Here is a 22,759-nt window from a genome sequence, read left to right as displayed (position 1 = left end):
GTCCGGGATTCAGACCTTGGCCTTCAGGGGTACGAGCCGCGGGGCGATCATGTTTTCCGGGCGCAGGATGTCGTCCAGGGTCGCCTCGTCCAGCAGATTTTCCTCGCGCACCAGTTCCAGCACGCCGCGACCGGTTTCCAGCGCCGTCTTGGCGATGCGGGTGGAGGTCTCGTAGCCCAGGTAGGGGTTGAGCGCGGTGACCAGGCCGATGGAGTGCTCCACCTGACGGCGGCAGTGCTCGACGTTGGCGGTGATGCCGGTTATGCAGTGCTCGCGCAGCATGTCCATGGCGCGCTGCAGCAGGCGGATGGAATCGAAGATCTTGTAGGCGATCAGGGGCTCCATGACGTTGAGCTGCAGCTGGCCGCCCTCGGCTGCCAGGGTCAGCGCCAGGTCGTTGCCGATGATCTCGAAGGCCACCTGGTTGACCGCCTCGGGGATCACCGGATTGACCTTGCCCGGCATGATGGAGCTGCCCGGCTGGCGCGGCGGCAAGTTGATCTCGTTGATGCCGGTGCGCGGACCGCTGGAGAGCAGGCGCAGGTCGTTGCAGATCTTCGACAGCTTCACCGCGGTGCGCTTGAGCATGCCGGAGAACAGCACGAAGGCGCCCATGTCCGAGGTGGCTTCGATCAGGTCGGCGGCCGGGGTCAGCGGCTGGCCGCTGATGTCCGCCAGACGCTGCACGGCCAGCAGCTGGTAGCCAGGGTCGGCGTTGATGCCGGTGCCGATGGCGGTACCGCCCAGGTTGACCTCGGTGAGCAGCTCCGGTGCCAGGCTCTTGAGGCGTGCCAGGTCTTCGCCCAGGGTGGTGGCGAAGGCATGGAATTCCTGGCCGAGGGTCATGGGCACCGCGTCCTGCAGCTGGGTGCGGCCCATCTTCAGCACCTCGGCGAATTCCACGCCCTTGGCGGCGAAGGCGGTGATCAGGCTGTCCAGGCTGGCGAGCAGGGCGTCGTGACCGAGCAGCAGGCCCAGGCGGATGGCGGTGGGGTAGGCGTCGTTGGTGGACTGCGCCATGTTGACGTCGTTGTTCGGGTGCAGGTGGCGATACTCGCCCTTGGCGTGGCCGAGCAGCTCCAGCGCCACGTTGGCGATCACCTCGTTGGCGTTCATGTTGGTCGAGGTGCCGGCCCCGCCCTGGATCATGTCCACCACGAACTGGTCGTGGAATTCGCCGCGAATGATGCGCGAGCAGGCGTCAACGATCGCCTGGTGCTTCTCGGTCGGCAGGTGGCCGAGCCGGTGGTTGGCGTCGGCCGCCGCCTGCTTGACCATGGCCAGGGCCACCACCAGCTTGGGGTAGTGACCGAGGGGCACGCCGGAGAGGCGGAAGTTCTGCACGGCGCGCAGGGTCTGGATGCCGTAGTAGGCATCGGCAGGCACGTCGAGGGTACCGAGAAGATCTTTTTCGAGGCGGACGGATGATGCAGAGTCGGACATGATAGCGTTGGGCTTCGATCGAGCGGCAGGCGCCGCGATGCCCTAGAATCTAGGCCTGCCAGCCGATCCCCGCAAATGCCGATCCGCCAAGCCTCATGCCGGATCGGCATAACTCTGGTTGTGACCTCGCGAGATCAGACGACGTATGGGTGCCATGAACATCGAATTCAAATGGCTGGAAGACTTCGTGGCCCTGGCGGCCACCCACAGTTTTTCCCAAGCCGCCGAAAAGCGTTTCGTCACCCAGCCCGCCTTCAGCCGACGCATCCGCGCGCTGGAGGAAAGCGTCGGCCTGACCCTGGTGGACAGATCCCACACCCCGATCAGCCTTACCGAAGCCGGTCAGCTGTTTCTGGTCACGGCGCGCAGCGTGGTGGAGCAACTGGGCGAGACGGTGCGCCATCTGCATCACCTGGAAGGCGGGCAGGGCGAGGTACTGCAATTCGCCGCCGCCCACTCCCTGGCCCTGGGCTTCTTTCCGCAATGGATCGCCGGGCTGCGCGGCCAGGGTCTGGCACTGGCCAGTCGCCTGGTGGCCACCAACGTCGGCGACGCCATCCATGCCCTGCGCGACGGCGCCTGCGACCTGATGCTGGCCTTCCACGATCCCGATGCGGCCCTGCAGATGGACCCGGAGCTGTTTCCTTCGCTGCATCTGGCGCACACCGCCATGCTGCCGGTCTGCGCCACCGATGGCGAAGGCCGACCGATGTTCCAGCTGGACGGGCAGAGCAGCGTCCCCCTGCTGGCCTACAGCGCCGGCGCCCTCCTCGGTCGCTCGGTGAATCTGCTCCTGCGCCAGCGCAAGCTGCGCGCCGTGACCCTCTATGAAACCGCCATGGCCGACAGCCTCAAGACCATGGCGCTACAGGGCCTGGGCGTGGCCTGGGTGCCGCAGCTGTCGGTGGCGGCGGAACTGGCCCGCGGCGAACTCGCCGTGTGTGGCGATGCCGCCTGGCAGGTCGGCCTGGAAATCCGCCTCTACCGCTGTGCCCTGTTGCGCAAGCGACTGGTGCAGCAGGTCTGGCGACATCTCGAGAGTCAAAGCCACGGCGGCTGATCGACGGTAGGTGACTATGCTGATATCGGCTTTTAGCTAGCCGACGTCCTGCAAGCCTTTTGCGCCTGGCTGCGCGACACTGGCCCCTCTCTCACGGAGGTCAGCCATGCAGCGCATCCGCGTCATCGACTCCCATACCGGCGGCGAACCCACTCGCCTGGTGCTGGACGGTTTTCCCGAGCTCGGCCACGGCAGCATGGCCGAGCGCCGCACCTTGCTGGCCGGGGAGCACGACGCCTTTCGCCGGGCCTGCATGCGTGAACCGCGGGGCAACGAGGTGCTGGTCGGCGCACTGCTCTGTGAGCCGGTATCTCCTACCGCCAGCGCTGGCGTGGTGTTCTTCAACGAGGTCGGCTACCTGGGCATGTGTGGCCATGGCACCATCGGCCTGGTGGTGTCCCTGGCCCATCTCGGCCGGATCGGGCCCGGCGATCACCTGATCGAGACGCCTGTGGGCGAGGTCACCGCCACCCTGCATGACGACGGCAGCGTCAGCGTGCGCAACGTCCCGGCCTATCGCCATCGCCACGCCGTCCAGGTGGAGATCCCCGGCCATGGCCCGGTCACCGGCGACATCGCCTGGGGCGGCAACTGGTTCTTTCTCTGTGCCGATCACGGCCAGCGCATCGCCGCCGACAATCTTGATGGCCTGCTCACCTTCAGCCTGGCCCTGCGGAGCGCCCTGGAGGCCACGGGGATCACTGGCGAGCAGGGCGGCCATATCGATCACATCGAACTCTTCGCCGAGGACCCGGACGGCGCCGACAGCCGCAGCTATGTGCTCTGCCCGGGTCGCGCCTACGACCGCTCGCCCTGCGGCACCGGCACCAGCGCCAAGCTGGCGTGCCTCGCGGCCGACGGCGATCTTGAACCCGGCGCCGTCTGGCAGCAGGCCAGCGTCATCGGCAGTCGTTTCGAGGCCCATTATCAGCCGGGCGACGAGGGCCGCATCCTGCCGGTGATCCGTGGGCGCGCCCATGTGATGGCCGAGGCCACCCTGTTGCTGGCCGAAGACGATCCCTTCGCCTGGGGCATCCCGGGATGAAGCCCGTGGCGGACGTCCTCGTCGTTGGCGGCGGCATCGTCGGCGCCAGTTGCGCCGCGGCCCTGGCCGCGCGCGGCTGTCGCGTGCGAGTGCTGGACGCCGGCCTGCCCGGCGCCTCCGCCGCCGGGATGGGCCACCTGGTGGTGATGGACGACGACCCCGCCGAATTGACCCTGAGCGCGCGCTCCCTGGCGCTCTGGCGCGAGCTGGTGCCCCAGCTGCCGAGCGCCGCCGACTACCGCAACTGCGGCACCCTCTGGCTGGCTCGCGACGCGGCCGAACTGGATCTGATCGAAGAGAAACGTCAGCGCCTGGACGCCCAGGGCGTCGCCAACCAGCCCCTGAATGCCGCCGCCACCGCCGCTGCCGAGCTGGCGCTGACCACCCTGGCCGGCAGCCTGGAGGTGCCCGGCGATGGCCTGCTCTATGCCCCGGTGGTGGCCGCCTGGCTGCTGCAACGCTCACCGCTGATCGAATTCCAGCGTGCCCGGGTGACGGCGGTCGAAGGCCGGCGGGTACGCCTGGACGACGGTCGCTGGCTAAGCGCCGATGCCGTGGTACTCGCCGCCGGCCTGCAGGCCGCCAGTCTCTGCCCGGACCTGCCGCTGGTACCCAAGAAGGGCCATCTGCTGATCACCGATCGCTATCCCGAGCAGGTTCGCCACCAGTTGGTGGAAATCGGTTACGGCGCCAGCGCCCACGCCAGCAGCGGCGCCTCGGTGGCCTTCAATGTCCAGCCGCGACCCACCGGCCAGTTGCTGATCGGTTCGTCGCGGCAATTCGAGCGTCCGGATATGGCCGTGGAACCTGCGGTGGTCGGCCAGCTGCTGCGCCGTGCCCTGGACTTCCTGCCGGGCCTGACCCACATCTCGCTGATCCGCGGCTGGACCGGCCAGCGCGCCGCCAGCCCCGATGGCCTGCCGCTGATCGGCGCCCACCCCGACCAGCCCGGTCTGTGGTTGGCGGTCGGTCACGAAGGCCTGGGCGTCACTACCGCTCCAGCCACCGCTGAAGCCATCGCCGACGGACTGTTCGGCGAGTCTTCGGCGTTCCACGTGGAACCCTTCGCACCCTCGCGTTTCGTAACCGTCTCGAGGAGTCAGACATGCTGACCCTGTTCATCGATGGCGAACGCCTGGAAGTCCGTCCCGGCAGCCTGCTCACCGCCGCGCTGGCCAAGAGCAGCAATCCCGCCGCGCGCCGTTCGGTAGGCGGTGAAGACCGGGCACCCTTCTGCGGCATGGGCATCTGCCAGGAGTGCCGGGTACAGGTCGACGGCGTGCGCCGCCTGGCCTGCCAGACGCCGTGCCAGGACGGCATGCAGGTGGAGCGCCTGTCATGAATACCACGCGCTGCGATCTGCTCATCATCGGCGCCGGCCCGGCCGGTCTCGCCGCTGCCCGCGCCGCCAGTGGCCGAGGCCTGAACCTGATGCTGCTGGACGACAATCCCTTGCCCGGCGGCCAGATCTGGCGCGCCCGGGCGGGCCAGGTCGCCGCCGAAGTCGGCCAGTTGCCGGCGGACGTCACCCTGCTCGCCCAGACCCGCGTCGCCGCGGTCCTGGGGTCGCACCAGTTGCTGCTGGAGGACGCCCACGGCAGCCGCACCCTGAATTTCGATACCCTCATCCTCTGCACCGGCGCCCGCGAACTGCTGCTGCCGTTCCCCGGCTGGACCCTGCCCGGGGTGACCGGCGCGGGTGGCCTGCAGGCGCTGATCAAGGGTGGCGTGGAAGTGGCCGATGAACGCCTCGTCGTCGCCGGCACCGGTCCGCTGCTGCTGGCCAGCGCCGCTACCGCCCGTCAGGCAGGTGCCCGGGTCGCCCTGGTCGCCGAGCAGGCCGAGCGCCGCGCCGTAGTCGAGTTCGGCTTGCAGCTCTGGCGCTGGCCGAACAAGTTGCGCCAGGCGCTGACGCTGGCCACCCCCCGCTATAGCCCCGGCACCTGGGTCGAGGCGGCGCTCGGCAGCGATCGTCTCGAAGCCGTGCGCCTGCGCCAGGGCGAGCGACGCTGGGAGGTCGCCTGCGACCGCCTGGCCTGTGGCTACGGCCTGGTACCCAATGTCGAACTGGCGCAGAGCCTAGGCTGCGCGACCCTGGAGGGCGCCGTGGCGGTGGATAGTTACCAGCGCACCAGCCAGCCGCACATCCTGGCCGCCGGCGAATGCACCGGCATCGGCGGCAACGAGCTGGCCCAGGCCACCGGCCGTATCGCCGGCCTGGTCGCCAGCAACCAGCTCGACGCCATCGCTAGCGTGCAGGCCGAGGCCCGTGCCTGGCGCCGCTTCGCCGCCCAATTGGCCCGCACCTTCGCCCTGAATCCGGCCATTGCCCGTCTCGCCCAGCCGGATACCCTGGTCTGCCGTTGCGAGGACGTCGCCCTCGGCGCCCTGGTCGGCCATGCCGACTGGACCCAGGCCAAGCTACGCAGTCGCTGCGGCATGGGCGCCTGCCAGGGCCGCATCTGTGGCCAGGCCACCCGCGTCTTGCTGGGCTGGACGCCCCCGGCGCCGCGCTTTCCCCTGCAACCCACCCGTATCGACAGCCTGCTGGCCCTGACCGAGGACGAGAGATGAACGCCGCTGCCCACCTGGACGCCCTGAGCCGCGCCCGGCCTGCCGACCTGCCCGCGCTGCTCGCCAGCCTGAGCCTGGTGGCGCCGCTGCTCGATGCCATTCCTGGCGTGGTGTTCTTCGTCAAGGATCTGGACGCGCGTTATGTGCTGGTCAACCTGACCCTGGCCCAGCGCTGCGGCTATGAAGACGTCGGCGAATTGCTCGGCAAGACCGCCGAGGAGGTATTCCCGGCGCCCCTGGGTGGTGCCTACGCCGAACAGGATCGCCGCGTGTTGCGCGAAGGCCTGGCGCTGGACGACCAGCTGGAATTGCACCTCTATGTCGGCCGTACCCCGGGCTGGTGCCTGACCCGCAAGCTGCCGCTGCACGACGCCCAGGGCCAACTGATGGGCATGGCCGGCATCTCCCATGATCTGCAGGCGCCCGCCGCCGATCATCCGGCCCACGCCAAGGTGGCCGAGGTCGATCGCTACCTGCGCGAGCACTACGCCCAGCCGCTCTCGGTGGGCGAACTTAGCCAGCGGGTGGGGCTATCGGTCTCCCAGCTCGAGCGCCAGTGCAAGCGCATCCTGCGTCTCACGCCCCAGCAGTTGCTGCACAAGGCCCGGCTCGACGCCGCCTCGCGTCTGCTGGCCCGCGATCTGCCCGTCACCGAAGTGGCCCTGGCCTGTGGCTACACCGACCACAGCGCCTTCAGCCGTCAATTCCGCCGTCTCACCGGCCTGTCGCCCCGGCAATACCGCGACTCTCTCAAGCCCCGTTCCCGTCTGGAGGAAACCCCCGCATGAGCACTCCCCGCGTCAACTGGAGCGGCGTCTTTCCCGCCGTCACCACCCAATTCAACGACGATTTCTCGGTCAACCTGGAAAAGACCCATGGCGTGATCAGCAACCTGGTGCGCGATGGCGTCTCCGGTCTGGTGATGTGCGGCACCGTGGGCGAGAACACCGCCCTGACCCTGGAAGAGAAAATTTCCCTGGTGGAGGTCGCCAAGGACGCCGCCGGCGGTCGCGTACCGGTGATCTGCGGCGTGGCCGAATTTACCAGCCTCAATGCCACCCGCACCGCCCAGGCGGTAGGGCGCGCCGGCGCCGCCGGCATCATGCTCATGCCGGCCCTGGTCTACTCGGCCAAGCCCCACGAGACCGCCGCCCACTTCCGCAGCGTGGCCAGTGCCCTTGACCTGCCGTTGATGGTCTACAACAACCCGCCGATCTACAAGAACGACGTCACCCCGGACATCCTCATCTCCCTGGCCGACGTCGACAACATCGTCTGCTTCAAGGATTCCTCCGGCGACACCCGCCGCTTCATCGACGTGCGCAACGAGGTGGGCGACCGCTTCGTGCTCTTCGCCGGTCTCGACGACGTGGTGCTGGAAAGCATCGCCGTGGGCGCCGAGGGCTGGGTCTCGGGCATGTCCAACATCTTCCCCACTGAAGGCGAAACCATCTTCCGCCTGGCCAAGGCCGGTCGCTTCGCCGACGCCATGCCGCTCTACGAATGGTTCATGCCGCTGCTGCACCTGGACGCTCGCCCGGACCTGGTGCAGTGCATCAAGCTCTGCGAAGAACTCGCCGGCCGCGGCAGCGCCCTGACTCGCCCGCCGCGCCTGGCCCTGCCGGATGCGGACCGCACCTTCGTCGAGCGCCTGATGGCCAAGGCCCTGGAAACCCGCCCGCAACTGCCTGACGTGGGGATCTAAGGCGGGGGGGGCTTATCGCCGTCTCGATGAATTAATAGGCTTCCATCCAAGCTGACCCATTCCCCTCTCCCGTCTGCGGGAGAGGGCTGGGGTGAGGACGCTCTCCTGGACGATCCCACCTCAATCGTCCGGACATCTAGCCCGCACCTCTTGCCCCCACACCACCACCCATCCCATAGGCGCCAAACCCTGTCTCACAACCGACAGGCGATACCCGGCCCGGGGGCACGCTCCGCCCCGCTTTCGTCTATACTGTCCCGCTCATTTCCCAAGCCACGTCCGCCGCGTGGCTTCTTCATTTCAGAGGCACGACGATGAGCGCACTCGTAGGCGTGATCATGGGCTCCAAGTCCGACTGGTCCACCCTGAGCCACACCGCCGACATGCTGGACAAGCTGGGCATTCCCCACGAAGTGAAGGTGGTCTCCGCCCACCGCACTCCCGACCTGCTGTTCCAGTACGCCGAAGAGGCTGCCGGGCGCGGTATCGAGGTGATCATCGCCGGTGCCGGTGGCGCCGCCCACCTGCCGGGCATGTGCGCCGCCAAGACCCACCTGCCGGTGCTCGGCGTGCCGGTGCAGTCGTCCATGCTCTCGGGCGTCGACTCCCTGCTGTCTATCGTGCAGATGCCCGCCGGTGTGCCGGTCGCCACCCTGGCCATCGGCAAGGCCGGCGCCATCAACGCCGCGCTGCTGTCCGCCAGCATCCTCGGCGGCAAATACCCCGAGTACCACGAGCGGCTGAACGCCTTCCGCGACGAGCAGACCCGCACCGTGCTGGACAATCCCGATCCGAGGGAGCAGGCATGAAGATCGGCGTCATCGGTGGCGGCCAGTTGGGCCGCATGCTCGCCCTGGCCGGCACGCCGCTGGGCATGAACTTCGCCTTTCTCGACCCGGCGCCGGACGCCTGCGCCGCCGCCCTGGGCGAACACCTGCGCGCCGATTACGGCGACCAGGATCACCTGCGCCAGCTGGCCGATGAAGTCGATCTGGTGACCTTCGAATTCGAGAGCGTCCCGGCGGAGACCGTGGCCTTCCTCTCGCAGTTCGTGCCGGTCTATCCGTCCGCCGAAGCCCTGCGCATCGCTCGTGATCGCCTGTTCGAGAAGTCGATGTTCCGCGACCTGGGCATCCCCACGCCGGCCTTCGCCGACATCCTCTCCCAGGCCGACCTGGATGCCTCCGTGGCCCGTATCGGCCTGCCGGCGGTACTCAAGACCCGCACCCTGGGGTACGACGGCAAGGGCCAGAAGGTCCTGCGCCAGCCGGAAGACGTCACCGGCGCCTTCGCCGAACTGGGCAGCGTCCCCCTGCTGCTGGAAGGCTTCGTGCCCTTCACCGGCGAGGTCTCGCTGGTCACCGTGCGCGGTCGTGATGGCGAGGTGGCCTGCTATCCGCTGGTGCACAACACCCATGAGAGCGGCATCCTGCGCCTGTCGGTGGCCAGTTCCGACCACCCGCTGCAGGCGCTGGCCGAAGACTATGCCCGCCGCGTGCTGGAACAGCTCGACTACGTCGGCGTGCTGGCCTTCGAATTCTTCGAGGTCGAGGGTGGCCTCAAGGCCAACGAGATCGCCCCGCGCGTGCACAACTCCGGACACTGGACCATCGAAGGCGCCGAGTGCAGCCAGTTCGAGAACCACCTGCGCGCCGTGGCCGGCCTCCCGCTGGGCTCCACTGCCAAGGTCGGCGAGAGCGCCATGGTCAACTTCATCGGCTCGGTACCGCCGGTGGCCGCCGTCACTGCCCTGGAAGACTGCCACCTGCACCACTACGGCAAGGCCTTCAAGGCCGGGCGCAAGGTCGGTCACGCCACCCTGCGCAGCACTGATGCCGCCACCCTGCAGACCCGCATCGCTGCCCTGGAAGCCCTGATCCAGGACTGATGCCAAACGGCTTCCGCACATGGAAGCCGTTTTCCCCTGAACCTCGAAGGATCACCGGTGGTCGGAGAGTACAACGACGCCTGCTGACCGGCGTTGTCTTACCAGCACTCAAACAGGGGATTCTTCACATGGGCATCATCGCAACCATCATCATCGGTCTCATCGTCGGCCTGGTTGCCCGCTTTCTCAAGCCGGGCGACGACAGCATGGGCTGGATCATGACCATCATTCTGGGCATCGTCGGCTCCGTGGTCGCCACCTACCTGGGCCAAGCACTGGGCATCTACCGTGCCGGTGAAGGCGCAGGCTTCATCGGTGCCGTGGTCGGTGCCATCATCGTGCTGTTCATCTACGGCATGGTGACCAAGCGTCGCTAAGACGCCGCTTCGCCTCGGCGGAGCCAAGTAGCACAGCGTTTCCGCCCCTGGTGTCGCCCGTCGACCCAGGGGCTTTTTCATGGGCGAGGCTCTGCTTTGCGGCCCGGCGACTGGACCCCTGGGCTGGCGCGCCGCACACTCGGCCTTTTACCGCCGACCTGCCGACCATGCCCAGACTGCTCATCACCCTGCTGCTCGCCAGCCTGCCGCTGCTAACCCACGCTGCCAAGGGCGAACCGCCGGAAACCGACTGGCTCGACCTGCTCACTGCGGAAGACCGGCACGCCCTAGAAACCATGCCCGAGATCAGCCACAACAGCCCCGAGGCTCCGGGCGGTTTCGGCTCGCCGGGAGGGCTCAAGCAGAAGGACAATAGCCTGCCCGAGGTGATGCACTCCACCCGCACCGTGGCCGCCTTGAATGGAAAGAACGTACGTCTGGGTGGTTTTCCGGTGCCGCTTGAGACCGACGCCAAGGGCAATTTCCGTGAATTTTTCCTAGTGCCCTATCCGGGTGCCTGCATCCACGTCCCACCGCCCCCGCCCAACCAGATCGTGCTAGTGCGCTACCCCAAGGGCGTGCCGCTCCCCGACATCTACGAGCCCTACTGGGTCATCGGCACCCTGCACACCGAGGCGGTCGAAAACGCCCTGGCTGAAGCCTCCTACACCCTGGACGCCAGCAAGGTTCGCAAGGTCGAAGAAAGCGACCTCTAATGTCTTGTCGGTGGCCAAGACAAGTCCACCATCACAGCCCGACGGCTTTGATACACGCCTGGAAGGTAGAAAGCGGCGCAGCCTCGTCCACCTATCACTTACCCACTGAATCCTAGGCTGGCTGCCGCTCGCCGTAGCGCTGCTCCAGATAAGCAATGATGTCGTCGGATTCGTACATCCATACGCTCTGGCTGCCCTCGTCGATACGCAGGCAAGGCACCTTCACCCGGCCACCGCCCTGTTCCAGCTCGGCGCGCAGCTGGGGATCCTTCTTGATGTCCTTAAGGCGGATCGGCAGATTCAGCCGATGCAGTGCCCGACGCGTCTTCACGCAGAAGGGGCAGGCCTGGAATTGATAGAGCGACAAATTCGCCAGCTCCGCCTCGATGGCAGTCTGAGCCTGCTCAGTGCGCTGGAGCTTGCGCGGCCGGGTTACCAGATCCAGGCCGACGATCACCTGGCCGAGGCCGTTGCGTAGCAGATTGATCAACGGGATTCACCTTGAGGGTCGTTCGAGCCGGGCAGTTTACCCTATCGTCCCAGAGCTGCCGCTCCGCCAGTCGTTACGGAACGTCAACCGCAGGGCAGAGCTCTACAAGAGGAATTAATTCCTCGATAGGGACCTGTTGCATGCCGCTGTCTTCCGCAGAGCGCGAAGCCTTTCGCCAGCTCGCTGCCGATCTTCCAGGTGTCGATCTTCCGGTCTACGAACAGTTCGCCAAGGACCCGCTGGACCCCATCATCGGGCTGGGCGATCCCGACGCGCCCCTAGGCTTTTTTGGCCGCGATCCGGGGCGGGATGAGGTGAAGTACGGCGAACCCTTCATCGGCAGCGGCGGGCAGATTGCCCGCAAGGTCCTCTACAGGCACCTGCACGGCAAGCCTCCAGCCGATTTCGACGCCGCCCGCAGCCTGAGCCAACAATTCTTCTGGGCCAATACCGTGCCCTACAAACCGCTGGGTAACAAAGCCTGGTCGGAGCGAGTGAAAAAGACCTTCCACCCGTTGATGCGCCGCTTGCTAGTGGAGCACTGGCACGGCACCCAGCTCATCACTCTCGGTCGCGAAGCCTTCCTCTGGTTTGGCATCGGTCAATCCAAGGAAGAACGCACCCGTCTGGAAGCCTTCTGGAAGAGCGAAGACCGTTTCAACAGCAGCATTGAGGTCATGCTTGAAACCGAGGAGGGCACTCGCAAGACGCTGATGCTTTATCCGCTACCACATCCGTCGCCGTTGAATCAGACGTGGTTTACGCGATTCCCCGGGCTGTTAGAGCAGCGCTTGAAGGAGCTGATGCGGTGACAGTAAGACTCTTCGACATGGCCGTTAAGCGGGTAACACGGATTTTCGCTGCAACGGGTACTTTCCGGATTCGCTAAGTTTGGGAGTCGCAGGGTAGGTAAGACAGTTGGGTGAGCATCACAGTCGTCTTCAATTTGATACGGACGAGCGCGTACCTCATCCGGCTATTTATGGACTTCACCGTACTGACTTGCCATTAGCTCTACTCGGCACCCTGTCTGGCGTGACGCCTGTGCTGTACAGGCGCTGTGCTATCTTAACCGGATGATTTGCGGGCACGCGCAGACCTGAACTGGACGCGCGATCCCCTCTTATATGGTTTGAGAACGGAACAGGCTATATGCAGCGGCTCCATCGTAAACGCATCGTGCTGGGCGTCGGAGGTGGCATCGCCGCTTACAAAAGCGCCGAGCTGGTGCGCCGACTTAAGGATCAGGGCGCCGAGGTGCGGGTGGTACTGACCCGCGGCGGTCGCGAATTCATCACGCCGCTGACGCTGCAGGCGCTGTCCGGGCTGCCGGTGCATCTGGATCTGCTGGACCCGGCCGCCGAAGCGGCCATGGGTCATATCGAGCTGGCCCGCTGGGCCGATCTGGTCTTGGTCGCGCCGGCCACCGCCGATATCATGGCGCGACTGGCCCAGGGCGTGGCGGACGATCTGCTCACGACGATAGTGCTGGCCACCGATGCCCGGGTCGCCCTGGCACCGGCCATGAACCAGGCCATGTGGCGCGACCCGGCCACCCAGGCCAATGCCGAGCTCCTACGCAGTCGTGGCATCAAGCTGTTCGGCCCGGCCAGCGGCAGCCAGGCCTGTGGCGACGTCGGCCCCGGCCGGATGCTGGAAGCCACCGACCTCGCCCAGCTCGCCGCCGACTGCTTCCAGCGACTCGACCTGACCGGTCGCCACGTGGTCATCACCGCGGGCCCGACCCAGGAAAACATCGACCCGGTGCGCTACATCACCAACCACAGCTCCGGCCGCATGGGCTTTGCCCTGGCGGAAGCGGCGGCGGAGGCGGGCGCGCGCGTCAGCCTGGTGAGCGGCCCGGTGCATCTGCCGACCCCTGATCGCGTCGAGCGCATCGACGTGATCAGCGCGCGCGACATGCTGGCCGCCTGCGAGGCGCTGATGCCCTGCGACGTGCTCATCGCCTCGGCGGCAGTGGCGGACTATCGCCCCGAGGTCATCGCGCCGCACAAGCTGAAGAAGGACCCCACCCGCGGTGACGGTCTCCTTTTGGAGCTGGTACGCAACCCGGACATCCTTGCCACCCTGGCAGCGCGCCCGGATCGGCCCTTCAGCGTCGGCTTCGCTGCGGAAACCCAGAATCTGCTGGAGTACGCCCAGCGCAAGTTGCGCGACAAGAATCTCGACCTCATCGTCGCCAACGACGTGGCCAACCCGGCCATCGGCTTCAACAGCGAAGACAATGCGGTCACTGTGATCGACCGTGGCCTGCACGAGATCCGATTCGAGCAGACCAGCAAGGGCAAGATCGCCCGCCAGCTCATCGCTCTGATTTCCACCCACCTGAAAGACACTGCCCAGACCCATGCATAGCCTTCAAGCCAAGATCCTCGACCCGCGCCTGGGGCGCGATTTCCCGCTGCCGTCCTACGCTACCCCCGGTTCGGCCGGCCTCGACCTGCGCGCCATGTTGCAGGAGGATCTGGTGCTGGTGCCGGGGCAGACCGTGCTGATTCCTACCGGGCTCGCCATCCATGTGGCCGATCCGTCGCTGGCGGCGCTGATCCTGCCGCGCTCGGGTCTGGGCCATAAGCACGGCATCGTGCTGGGCAACTTGGTCGGCCTGATCGACTCGGACTACCAAGGCGAGCTGATGGTCTCCTGCTGGAATCGCGGCCAGACCACCTTCACCGTGAGCGTGGGCGAACGTATCGCCCAGCTGATGCTCGTACCTGTGGTCCAGGCGCACTTCGATATCGTCGAGAGCTTTACCGAAACCGAGCGGGGCGCCGGCGGCTTCGGGCACTCCGGTACCCGCTGACGCCAGACACGCAAGGCGCGCCGTGACATAAAGGAGAAGAACGGCATGGCAAGGGGCAAGAACGGCAAGGATGTGCGCAAGGCGGCCCCACGGGTCGCGGTTTTGCCCGGCCTGGGCGCGGGGCTGCTGCTAGCGCTCGCCGGCCTGCTGCTGGCCGCGCTGCTGCTGTGGTTTCTGGTGTTGCAGCCGCAAGGCGCGCGCAATCAGGAGCAGCAGGCGGACCAGGCGCTGCAGGCCCAGGCAGCCTCCCTCAATCAATTGCTGGTCGGCCTGACCCGTCGGCTGCAGGGCGTCGCTGGAGATGCTCTGGTACTGCAGGCTCTGCAGGGCGACGATCCGGCGGCGCGCACGGCGGCTGAGCGCCAGCTGCGCGAGCGCCTCGGCGTGGTCGATATGCTGGTGGTGCCGGCCGGCATGCGCCAGATCGAAGACGATCGCCCCGGCCCCCTTAACTATGCCGCCCTCGATCTGCTCAAGCGCCTGGAAAGCGGCCAGCGGACCCCGCCGGAAGCCTATCGCGTGAGGGATCGCTGGCTGGTGTACAGCGCTCAGCCCATCCGCCGCGGCGATCAGCTGCTCGGCAGCGCCGTGCTGGTGGAAGCGCTGCCGGACGTCTTGCGGAGCTTGGCCACGCCACCGGCGAACGTTGGCCAGTGGCGCCTGCTGCAGCAATTCCCCGGCGGCAGTGCGCAGGTGCTGGCCAGTGGCGGCGCCCCGGGCGATCCGGCATTGATGCGCCGGCTCGCCACCGGCAGCCCGCTGTGGACACTGGAGCTGGCACCCGCCGCCGAGGCCGGTGCCGATACCCCCCTGGGCATTCCGCTGGTGGCGCTGCTACTGGCGCTGTTTGGCATGCTGACGGGCTTTTGGCTGTTTTCCCGGGAGCTGTCACGCCGGCTCCGTGACGACGTCCGCAGTCTGACGGCCTATGCCGAGGAACTTGAATCCAATCAGATAGCCAAAAGCCCGACTTTGCGCCTGGCGGTAATGGAACCCGTGGCCAAGTCGACGGCCCGATTGGCCAGCCGATCGGCCGGGTCGTCGCCGGACCTATATGCTGCGGCACCTAGCGATGCCGTGGCCAAGACCCTGGCGGAGTTTGCCGACAGAGGCCGCGCTCAGCAGAGCGAACCGCTGTTCCAGACCACCGACATCCTCGATATCAGTATCCTCGACGAAGACCAGGATCTCCTGGGATTGGAGAAACCCCCGATGAGCACTACCCCGCAAGCCCCCCAACTCAACGCCAGCATCTTCCGCGCCTACGACATCCGTGGCGTGGTGGGTGACTCCCTGACCGCCGAAGCCGCCTACTGGATCGGGCGCGCCATCGGCTCGGAGAGCCTGGCGCGTGGCGAGCCCAACGTGGCCGTCGGCCGTGACGGCCGCCTGTCCGGCCCCGAGCTGGTCGCCCAACTGATCAAGGGCGTGGCCGACAGCGGCGCCAATGTCAGCGATGTCGGCATGGTGCCGACCCCGGTGCTCTACTACGCAGCCAACGTGCTCGAAGGCAAGTCCGGCGTCATGCTGACCGGCAGCCACAACCCGCCGGACTACAACGGCTTCAAGATCGTCATCGCCGGCGAGACCCTGGCCAACGAATCCATCCAGCGTCTGCGCGAGCGCATCGAGACCGGCGACGTGGCCAGCGGCCAGGGTCAGATCAAGCAGGTCGACGTGCTCAAGAGCTACGCCGACTACATCCGCAACGACGTGGTGCTGGCCAAGAAGCTCAAGGTGGTGGTGGACGCCGGTAACGGTGTCGCTGCGGTCAATGCCCCCCAGCTGATCGAGTCCCTGGGCTGTGAGGTCATCCCGCTGTTCTGCGAGGTGGATGGCAACTTCCCCAACCACCATCCGGATCCGGGCAAGCCCGAGAACCTGGAAGACCTGATCGCCAAGGTCAAGGAAACCGGTGCCGACCTGGGCCTGGCCTTTGACGGCGACGGCGACCGCGTCGGCGTGGTGACCAACGAAGGCAAGATCATCTATCCCGACCAGCTGCTGATGCTGTTCGCCAAGGACGTGGTCTCCCGTAATCCGGGCGCCGACATCATCTTCGACGTCAAATGCACCCGCCGTCTGAACAACCTCATCGCCGGCTACGGCGGTCGTCCCATCATGTGGAAGACCGGCCACTCGCTGATCAAGAAGAAGATGAAGGAAACCGGCGCCCTGCTGGCTGGCGAGATGAGCGGCCACGTGTTCTTCAAGGAACGCTGGTTCGGTTTCGACGACGGCATCTACAGCGCCGTGCGCCTGCTGGAGATCCTCAGCCAGGAGAAGAACAGCGCCCAACAGGTGTTCGATACCTTCCCGGTAGACATCTCCACCCCGGAGATCAATATCCAGGTGACCGAAGAGAGCAAGTTCGGCATCATCGAGACCCTGCAGCGCGACGCCCAGTGGGGCGATGCCCAGATCACCACCCTGGACGGCGTTCGCGTCGATTACCAGAACGGTTGGGGTCTGGTGCGTGCGTCCAACACCACGCCGGTGCTGGTGCTGCGCTTCGAGGCGGAAACCCTCGAGGAGCTGGAGCGCATCAAGACGGTGTTCCGCAAGCAGCTGCTGGCGGTGGAGCCGGATCTGAATCTGCCGTTCTGACCTCGGGTCAGCGGTAGCACAGAGGGCGCCTAGGCGCCCTTTGTCTTTTCTTAGTCGACCTTGAGAGGTGAGCCATGACCCTGAGCCGCGAGGATGCCTCGCACGTCGCCGAGGTGCTGTCCGAGGCGCTGCCCTATATCCGCCGGTTCGTCGGCAAGACGCTGGTGATCAAGTACGGCGGCAACGCCATGGAGAGCGACGAGCTCAAGGCCGGTTTTGCCCGTGACATCGTGCTGATGAAGGCGGTGGGCATCAACCCGGTGGTGGTGCACGGCGGCGGTCCGCAAATTGGCGACCTGCTCAAGCGCCTGTCCATCGAGAGCCACTTCATCGACGGCATGCGCGTCACCGACGCCCAGACCATGGACGTGGTGGAGATGGTCCTGGGCGGCCAGGTCAACAAGGACATCGTCAACCTGATCAACCGCCATGGCGGCAAGGCCATCGGCCTGACCGGCAAGGACGCGGGCCTGATCCGTGCCACCAAGCTCAAGGTCAGCCGGCAGACGCCGGAGATGACCAAGCCGGAGATCATCGACATCGGCCACGTGGGTGAGGTCACCGGGGTCAACATCGACCTGATCAACATGCTGGTGCGCGGTGACTTCATCCCGGTCATCGCACCCATCGGCGTGGGTCCGGAGGGCGAGTCCTACAACATCAACGCCGACCTGGTGGCAGGCAAGGTGGCCGAGGCGCTCAAGGCCGAGAAGCTGATGCTGCTGACCAACATCGCCGGCCTGATGGACAAGCAGGGCCAGGTGCTCACGGGGCTTTCCACCGAGCAGGTCAATTCGCTGATCGCCGACGGCACCATCTACGGCGGCATGCTGCCGAAGATCCGCTGCGCGCTGGAAGCGGTGCAGGGCGGGGTGCAGAGCGCCCACATCATCGACGGCCGGGTGCCCAACGCGGTGCTGCTGGAAATCTTCACCGACGTTGGCGTCGGTACGCTGATTTCCAACCGCAAGCGCTAAGCGCTTCCGGTCGGACCAAAAACGGCGCCCCAGGGCGCCGTTTTCATTGCTGGCCCGGACTCACTGCTCCCAGCTGGCCTTGGGCAACGTCAGGCCGTGCTGGCCGTTGTAGGCGGCCCGCTTGGGCGACTCCCAACCCTGGAGCAGCGCCTCCTCGACCCGGTAGATCTCGACCCCCAGCGGACGGCAGACCTTGAGCGGGTCCTCGGCATCGGGCCCCCACATCGCCAGGGATAGGTCGCCGCCCGGGCAGGTAGACAGGGCGCAGAGCACGTCGATCTCGGCGAAGAATTCCAGGTAGTCGCCGGGTTTGGCCGGGCAGGCCTTCATGAAGTACAGGTCATCGTGGTTGAGGCCGGTGCACTGGAAGATGTTCAGCACATCGTGGACATCGAATTCGGTGAGGCCGTGGGGCAGTACCGCGCGAGTCAGATTCGAATGGCAGTGGTGGTGGAAGTCCTCGCCGGTAAGCATCTTGTTGACGTAGGGGTCGCAGCGGGTGCCGAGCAGGTCATGCAGGCGACCACCGTGTTCGTCGATGCCATAGCCGGCCAGGCTGTCGTCGGTGATGGTCAGCAGCGGACGCAGGAAGGGCAGGTTGGACCAGAGACGGTCGTAGGTGCTGACGTGGGCACCCTGCAGTTGCCGGGTGCGCGCGGCCCACATCCGTTCACGCGGATCCTCGGCGTTCCAGACGTTGAAGTCGCCGACCTGAGGCCCGTGCGGGGTGGTGACGCGGAACAGATGGCCGGCGGGCACCTTCCAGGCGCGACCGGTACGGATCGGAATCTCGAATTGCTCGATCAGGGTGCGCCCGTCCTTGCGTTCACGCAGCCGATCGTAGAAGGCCTGATCGACCTGCAGGGCGGAGCCCTGGGTGGACTGGTAGGCGGCGGGGTAGTCCTTGTACATGGGAGGTCTCCTCGGTCAGAGCGGCCTGGCTGCGCTGAGCAGATCCAGCAGCCGGTTTTCGGAATCGTCGAGATAGCTGGCCATGGCCTCGCCCGCCGCCTGGCAGTGCCCGGCGGCGAGCAGGTCGTGGATCTGGCGGTCGCGGGCTATCCAGGGCCGCTGGAAGTGTTCCTCGTCGGGCGCGAGGGAAAACAGCAGGCGCATCTGGGCGGCGATGGTGGCGAAGAATTCATCGAACAGCGGACTGCGCAGCAGGCCGACGATGTGCTGATGGAAATGCAGGCTGTGGGTACCAAGGGCGCGCCAGTCCTCGCGCGACTGCGCCAGTTCGGCCGCTTCCAGGGCATCCAGCATCCGATCGGACTGGTATTCGCGCAGCGGGCGGCTGGTGAGGATGGCCTGCAGCTCTAGGGTGCGACGCACCTGGAAGATGTCGCGCACCTCGGCCAGGCCCAGGCGCCGCACCATGACCCCCTTATGGCGCACATAGGTGGCCAGGCCCTCGCGATCCAGCTGGTGCAGGGCTTCGCGGATGGTGTTACGCGAGGCGTTGTAGGCTTTGACCAGCTCACCCTCGACCAGCGCCGTACCAGGCAGCAGGCGGCCGCCGATGATGTCCTCGCGCATCTCCAGGAGCAGCTGAGCCCCCAGGGACAGCGTGCCCGCTTCTTTGCCACCCATGAGGCTTCGCCATCCGATTGTTCAACAATGCGTTGAAAACGGAGTTGCATGGTGCGTGCCAGAAGCTTGCGGGCGAGTAAGTTAATCGCCTGGGGCAGGGGCGACGGCTACTGGCAAGGGGAGGGGTGCCTGATAGGCAGCCAGTTCTATGACAGGTGTCAGGGCAGGTCCGGGCGCTGCGCCCTACCGGCTCAGCGATCCGCGTCGGGCGCGCCTTCCAGCCGCTGCATGCGCGCGCGATCAGCGTCGAAGGCGGCGCTGGTGCTGATGCGCAATTCGGCATAGCGCTGCAGATCGGCCTGCAGACGCACCTGATCGGCCGCCGCGGCGTCGAGTCGAGCCTGCAGATCCGCAGGGAGCGCCTGGCCATTGCGCTGCTGCACCGCCGCCTGCTCCATCAGTTGGCTTTGCAGCTGGCGCGTGGCCTCCAGGTTGGCCTTCTTGATCTGCATCAGGCCGTCGAGCTCCGTCAGCTTGCGCGCTTTGGCGCGGTCGACGTCCTCGACATTGCTATAGAGCTTGCGCAACTGGCCATCGACCAGGGCCTGCTGGCGCTCGCGCGCCTGGCGATCGAGTTCCGCGGCGGGCAGCGCCGGAGCGACCTTACGGATCACCCGGCCCTGTTCGTTGAGCACGTCGTAGCCCTTGCCGGCGTACTCCGGCGGGACGCCCTGGCGATCAATGACCAGGGTGCCGTTACGGTCCAGATAGCGGTACAGCTCGGCCGCCTGGCCGGCCAGCGGCAAGGCGATGAGCAACAGGCTGGCAGCGGCGCGACGTACGACCATGGCCGTCTCTCCTGGGGCTGACGGCTAGATGCCGTATTGGGCGCGATAGTCCTGGACGGCGGGCAGATGACGCTTGAGCTCGGCATCCTCGGCCAGGTATTCGAGCACCTGATCCAGGGCGACGATGCTGAGCACCGGAATGCCGTAGTCACGCTCGACCTCCTGGATGGCCGACAACTCGCCGCGGCCACGCTCCTGGCGATTCAGAGCGATGAGCACCCCGGCCGCGCTGGCACCCTGGCCTTCGATGATCTGCATGACCTCGCGGATGGCGGTACCGGCGGTGATGACGTCATCGATGATCAGCGCCCGACCGGTCAGGGGCGCGCCCACCAGCAGGCCGCCTTCGCCGTGATCCTTGGCTTCCTTGCGGTTGAAGCACCAAGGCACGTCGCGGCCATGGTGCTCGACCAGGGCCACCGCCGTGGCCGCGGCCAGGGGGATGCCCTTGTAGGCCGGGCCGAAGAGGACGTCGAACGGCAGATTGGCCTGGACCAGCGCATCGGCGTAGCAGCGGCCGAGCTGGGCCAGCGCCGAACCGCTGTGGAACAGGCCGGCGTTGAAGAAATAGGGGCTGATGCGACCCGATTTCAGGGTGAATTCACCAAAGCGCAGAACTCCGCGCTCGATGGCGAAACGAATGAAATTACGCTGATACGCCTGCATATAAGTCCTTGCGCGGCTTGTATTTAGCTAAACCGGTTTAGCTCGGGTATCATACATCCACGATTTTTTGGGGGCCATTTATGCGGATCATCAGCTTGAACGTCAATGGTATTCAGGACGCTGTGGAGCGGGGCCTGTTGCCTTGGCTCAAGGCGCAGAATGCCGACGTGATCTGCTTGCAGGATACCCGCGCCTCTTCTTACGACATGGACGACCCGGCCTATGCGCTGGAGGGGTACATCCTCTATGCCTGCGACGCCGAAGTGCCGTCCCAGGGCGGGGTGGCACTCTATACGCGGGTCCAGCCGAAGGCGGTGATCAGCGGCCTGGGCTTCGAGTCCTGCGATCGCTTCGGTCGCTACCTGCAGGCGGACTTCGACAAGGTCAGCATCGCCAGCCTGCTGCTGCCCTCGGGTAAGCGCGGTGACGAAGACCTGAACATGAAATTCAAGTTCATGGACGACTTCACCCACTACCTGAACAAGCAGCGCCGCAAGCGTCGCGAGTACATCTATTGCGGCTCGCTGTACGTGGCTCACCAGAAGCAGGACGTGAAGAACTGGCGCGACTGCCAGCAGATCCCCGGTTTCCTGGCGCCCGAGCGGGCCTGGATGGACGAGGTGATCGGCAACATGGGCTATGTGGATGCCCTGCGCGAAGTGAGCCGCGAAGGCGACCAGTTCAGCTGGTGGCCGGACAGCGACCAGGCCGAGCACCTCAACCTGGGCTGGCGCTTCGACTACAACATCCTGACCCCGGGTCTGCGCCGCTTCGTCCGCTCGGCGCGCCTGCCACGGCAGCCGCGCTTCTCCGAGCACGCGCCGCTGATCGTCGACTACGACTGGACCCTGAGCATCTGATCCAGACGCTGCTCCAGAACGAAAAAACCAGCCCGAGGGCTGGTTTTTTGTTGGGCGACTATTTCACCAGGATCACCGGCAAGGGCACCTGATGGACCACGCGATGGGCCACCGAGCCGAGCAGCAGGCCGCTGAGCGAGCCCAGGCCGCGGGTGCCCATGACCACGGTGTCCACCTGCAGGCGCCGCGCCGTCTCGCCGATGGTCTCGGCGATGCCGCCGAAGCCCACGTGGGTCTGGGCCTCGATACCGGCTTCGAGCAGGGCCGGGCGCGCCCGGACGAGGATGTCTTCGGCCTTGTCCTGCAGGCTGCCGCGCCATTCGCGCAGGATGCGGTCGTCGAAGGGCGCGCCGTAGATCTCCGGCTCGTTCTGGACGTTGAGCAGGTGCAGCTCCAGCGACAGCCCGGCCTTCACCAGGTCGAGGATGTAGCGCAGGGCGTTGTCGGCGCTGGGGGAACCGTCGTAGGCGACCAGGACATTGTGCATGGGGCATCTCCACGAGAGGGGTATGCCTTCATGCTAGACCCTGGCTGTCAGGGACGCTTGATCCCAATCAAGGCCGCGGCCTCAATGCCCCACCCAGTTGCGCGCGCCCTTGGGAATCACCTCGGATTCGTCCAGTTTGCTGGCGAACATGCTCACGGCTTCCACGGCGTCGCTGGCCCCATCGCGGATCTGCACGATCACCGCACCGGCCTGGTCGGCCAGCTCGACGCCCTTGACCGCTCGACCCTGGGTGCTTTCCATGCTGGCGACCGCCTGCTGGGTCTCGCTCAGGATCCGCCCGATCATCTCGGCGATCTCCGCCGTGGCGCTGCTGGTGCGTCCCGCCAACTGGCGGACCTCGTCGGCGACCACGGCGAAGCCACGCCCCTGGTCACCGGCGCGCGCGGCCTCGATGGCGGCGTTGAGCGCCAGCAGGTTGGTCTGGTCGGCGATGCCGCGGATGGTGTTGACGATGGCGGTGATCTGCTCGGAGCGCTGGCCCAGCTGGCCGATCACCTCGGCGGAGGCGCTGACGTTGTGGGCGATCTCGCGCATCTCGCCGGCGGCCGCCTGGATGATCCGGGTGCCGTGCTCGGCGACCTTCTCGGTCTCGGCGGAGATGTGATAGGCCCGCGAGGCGCTGCGGCTGTCGCTTTCGT

The 22,759-nt window shown here is 66.3% G+C and carries 24 protein-coding genes and 1 pseudogene; 17 read left to right on the top strand and 8 right to left on the bottom strand.

Features of this window, described 5'->3' with window-relative positions:
• Positions 1-9 precede the first annotated feature (9 nt).
• Entirely contained in the window at positions 10-1,443 is a 1,434-nt protein-coding gene (gene aspA / locus PVZ77_RS01980; protein ID WP_273805559.1) for an aspartate ammonia-lyase, read from the bottom strand.
• A gap of 154 nt (positions 1,444-1,597) precedes the next feature.
• Here aspA and PVZ77_RS01975 point away from each other — a divergent pair, with 154 nt between their 5' ends.
• The 11 genes from PVZ77_RS01975 to PVZ77_RS01925 all read left to right on the top strand — a co-directional run bounded on the left by PVZ77_RS01975 (position 1,598) and on the right by PVZ77_RS01925 (position 10,808).
• Positions 1,598-2,503, top strand: coding sequence for a LysR substrate-binding domain-containing protein (locus PVZ77_RS01975; RefSeq protein ID WP_273805560.1), 906 nt, complete (start codon positions 1,598-1,600; stop codon positions 2,501-2,503).
• 106 nt (positions 2,504-2,609) lie between these two features.
• Positions 2,610-3,548 (top strand): 4-hydroxyproline epimerase, encoded by a 939-nt coding sequence (locus PVZ77_RS01970; protein ID WP_273805561.1) that lies wholly within the window; start codon positions 2,610-2,612, stop codon positions 3,546-3,548.
• Positions 3,545-4,660, top strand: coding sequence for an NAD(P)/FAD-dependent oxidoreductase (locus tag PVZ77_RS01965; protein WP_273805562.1), 1,116 nt, complete (start codon positions 3,545-3,547; stop codon positions 4,658-4,660). The genes PVZ77_RS01970 and PVZ77_RS01965 overlap by 4 nt, the downstream gene beginning before the upstream one ends.
• Complete coding sequence (locus PVZ77_RS01960) at positions 4,654-4,890, top strand: (2Fe-2S)-binding protein (protein ID WP_273805563.1); 237 nt, start codon at positions 4,654-4,656, stop codon at positions 4,888-4,890. The genes PVZ77_RS01965 and PVZ77_RS01960 overlap by 7 nt, the downstream gene beginning before the upstream one ends.
• Positions 4,887-6,122 (top strand): NAD(P)/FAD-dependent oxidoreductase, encoded by a 1,236-nt coding sequence (locus tag PVZ77_RS01955; protein ID WP_273805564.1) that lies wholly within the window; start codon positions 4,887-4,889, stop codon positions 6,120-6,122. The genes PVZ77_RS01960 and PVZ77_RS01955 overlap by 4 nt, the downstream gene beginning before the upstream one ends.
• Positions 6,119-6,910 carry an AraC family transcriptional regulator gene (locus PVZ77_RS01950; RefSeq protein WP_273805565.1) on the top strand — a complete coding sequence of 264 codons (792 nt, stop codon included), beginning with the start codon at positions 6,119-6,121 and terminating at the stop codon, positions 6,908-6,910. Before PVZ77_RS01955 ends, PVZ77_RS01950 begins: the two co-directional genes overlap by 4 nt.
• Positions 6,907-7,827 (top strand): dihydrodipicolinate synthase family protein, encoded by a 921-nt coding sequence (locus PVZ77_RS01945; RefSeq protein ID WP_273805566.1) that lies wholly within the window; start codon positions 6,907-6,909, stop codon positions 7,825-7,827. Before PVZ77_RS01950 ends, PVZ77_RS01945 begins: the two co-directional genes overlap by 4 nt.
• 314 nt (positions 7,828-8,141) lie before the next feature.
• Positions 8,142-8,636, top strand: a complete 495-nt coding sequence (purE, locus tag PVZ77_RS01940) for a 5-(carboxyamino)imidazole ribonucleotide mutase (RefSeq protein ID WP_007160060.1) — start codon at positions 8,142-8,144, stop codon at positions 8,634-8,636.
• Positions 8,633-9,715, top strand: coding sequence for a 5-(carboxyamino)imidazole ribonucleotide synthase (locus PVZ77_RS01935; RefSeq protein ID WP_273805567.1), 1,083 nt, complete (start codon positions 8,633-8,635; stop codon positions 9,713-9,715). The genes purE and PVZ77_RS01935 overlap by 4 nt, the downstream gene beginning before the upstream one ends.
• Positions 9,716-9,843: 128 nt before the next feature.
• Positions 9,844-10,092, top strand: a complete 249-nt coding sequence (locus tag PVZ77_RS01930; protein ID WP_007160058.1) for a GlsB/YeaQ/YmgE family stress response membrane protein — start codon at positions 9,844-9,846, stop codon at positions 10,090-10,092.
• Positions 10,093-10,259: 167 nt separating this feature from the next.
• On the top strand, positions 10,260-10,808 hold the full coding sequence (locus tag PVZ77_RS01925; protein WP_273805568.1) for a DUF3299 domain-containing protein: 549 nt from the start codon (positions 10,260-10,262) through the stop codon (positions 10,806-10,808).
• Between the two features lie 112 nt (positions 10,809-10,920).
• Here PVZ77_RS01925 and PVZ77_RS01920 read toward each other — a convergent pair whose 3' ends face one another.
• Complete coding sequence (locus tag PVZ77_RS01920) at positions 10,921-11,298, bottom strand: glutaredoxin family protein (protein ID WP_273805569.1); 378 nt, start codon at positions 11,296-11,298, stop codon at positions 10,921-10,923.
• Positions 11,299-11,438: 140 nt separating this feature from the next.
• Here PVZ77_RS01920 and PVZ77_RS01915 point away from each other — a divergent pair, with 140 nt between their 5' ends.
• From PVZ77_RS01915 to argB, 5 genes are all read left to right on the top strand, one after another.
• The gene (locus PVZ77_RS01915) at positions 11,439-12,110 is read left to right on the top strand and encodes a uracil-DNA glycosylase family protein (protein WP_273805570.1); all 672 of its coding nucleotides are present in this window, start codon (positions 11,439-11,441) and stop codon (positions 12,108-12,110) included.
• A gap of 340 nt (positions 12,111-12,450) precedes the next feature.
• A complete protein-coding gene (gene coaBC, locus PVZ77_RS01910) occupies positions 12,451-13,674 on the top strand; it encodes a bifunctional phosphopantothenoylcysteine decarboxylase/phosphopantothenate--cysteine ligase CoaBC (RefSeq protein WP_273805571.1) in 1,224 nt (407 codons plus the stop codon).
• Positions 13,667-14,122 (top strand): dUTP diphosphatase, encoded by a 456-nt coding sequence (dut, locus tag PVZ77_RS01905; RefSeq protein WP_273805572.1) that lies wholly within the window; start codon positions 13,667-13,669, stop codon positions 14,120-14,122. The genes coaBC and dut overlap by 8 nt, the downstream gene beginning before the upstream one ends.
• 1,212 nt (positions 14,123-15,334) lie before the next feature.
• On the top strand, positions 15,335-16,729 hold the full coding sequence (gene algC, locus PVZ77_RS01900) for a phosphomannomutase/phosphoglucomutase (protein WP_218568701.1): 1,395 nt from the start codon (positions 15,335-15,337) through the stop codon (positions 16,727-16,729).
• A 74-nt stretch (positions 16,730-16,803) separates the two neighbouring features.
• Positions 16,804-17,706 (top strand): acetylglutamate kinase, encoded by a 903-nt coding sequence (gene argB / locus PVZ77_RS01895; protein WP_273805573.1) that lies wholly within the window; start codon positions 16,804-16,806, stop codon positions 17,704-17,706.
• A 60-nt stretch (positions 17,707-17,766) separates the two neighbouring features.
• Here argB and PVZ77_RS01890 read toward each other — a convergent pair whose 3' ends face one another.
• The 4 genes from PVZ77_RS01890 to pyrE all read right to left on the bottom strand — a co-directional run bounded on the left by PVZ77_RS01890 (position 17,767) and on the right by pyrE (position 20,753).
• Entirely contained in the window at positions 17,767-18,618 is an 852-nt protein-coding gene (locus tag PVZ77_RS01890) for an urea carboxylase-associated family protein (protein WP_273805574.1), read from the bottom strand.
• A 15-nt stretch (positions 18,619-18,633) separates the two neighbouring features.
• On the bottom strand, positions 18,634-19,299 hold the full coding sequence (locus PVZ77_RS01885) for a GntR family transcriptional regulator (RefSeq protein ID WP_273805575.1): 666 nt from the start codon (positions 19,297-19,299) through the stop codon (positions 18,634-18,636).
• Positions 19,300-19,490: 191 nt separating this feature from the next.
• Entirely contained in the window at positions 19,491-20,087 is a 597-nt protein-coding gene (locus tag PVZ77_RS01880; protein WP_273805576.1) for a DUF4124 domain-containing protein, read from the bottom strand.
• 24 nt (positions 20,088-20,111) lie between these two features.
• The gene (gene pyrE / locus PVZ77_RS01875) at positions 20,112-20,753 is read right to left on the bottom strand and encodes an orotate phosphoribosyltransferase (protein WP_158890670.1); all 642 of its coding nucleotides are present in this window, start codon (positions 20,751-20,753) and stop codon (positions 20,112-20,114) included.
• 80 nt (positions 20,754-20,833) lie between these two features.
• Here pyrE and PVZ77_RS01870 point away from each other — a divergent pair, with 80 nt between their 5' ends.
• Positions 20,834-21,613, top strand: coding sequence for an exodeoxyribonuclease III (locus PVZ77_RS01870; protein WP_007160046.1), 780 nt, complete (start codon positions 20,834-20,836; stop codon positions 21,611-21,613).
• Between the two features lie 58 nt (positions 21,614-21,671).
• On the opposite strand, the gene PVZ77_RS01865 is transcribed toward PVZ77_RS01870, so the two are convergent.
• Both PVZ77_RS01865 and PVZ77_RS25965 read right to left on the bottom strand, forming a co-directional pair.
• Positions 21,672-22,100 carry a universal stress protein gene (locus PVZ77_RS01865; RefSeq protein WP_007160045.1) on the bottom strand — a complete coding sequence of 143 codons (429 nt, stop codon included), beginning with the start codon at positions 22,098-22,100 and terminating at the stop codon, positions 21,672-21,674.
• Positions 22,101-22,181: 81 nt separating this feature from the next.
• Positions 22,182-22,658: pseudogene (locus tag PVZ77_RS25965) on the bottom strand (methyl-accepting chemotaxis protein); the annotation flags it as partial.
• Positions 22,659-22,759 lie beyond the last annotated feature (101 nt).

Origin of the sequence: Pseudomonas sp. SHLD1 (assembly GCF_028640935.1) — a bacterium.
In the GTDB taxonomy this organism is placed as follows: Bacteria; Pseudomonadota; Gammaproteobacteria; order Pseudomonadales; family Pseudomonadaceae; genus Chryseomonas; species Chryseomonas aestiva.
The sequence above is the reverse complement of the archived record's forward strand: the minus strand, read 5'-3'. Positions and strand labels throughout refer to the sequence as shown.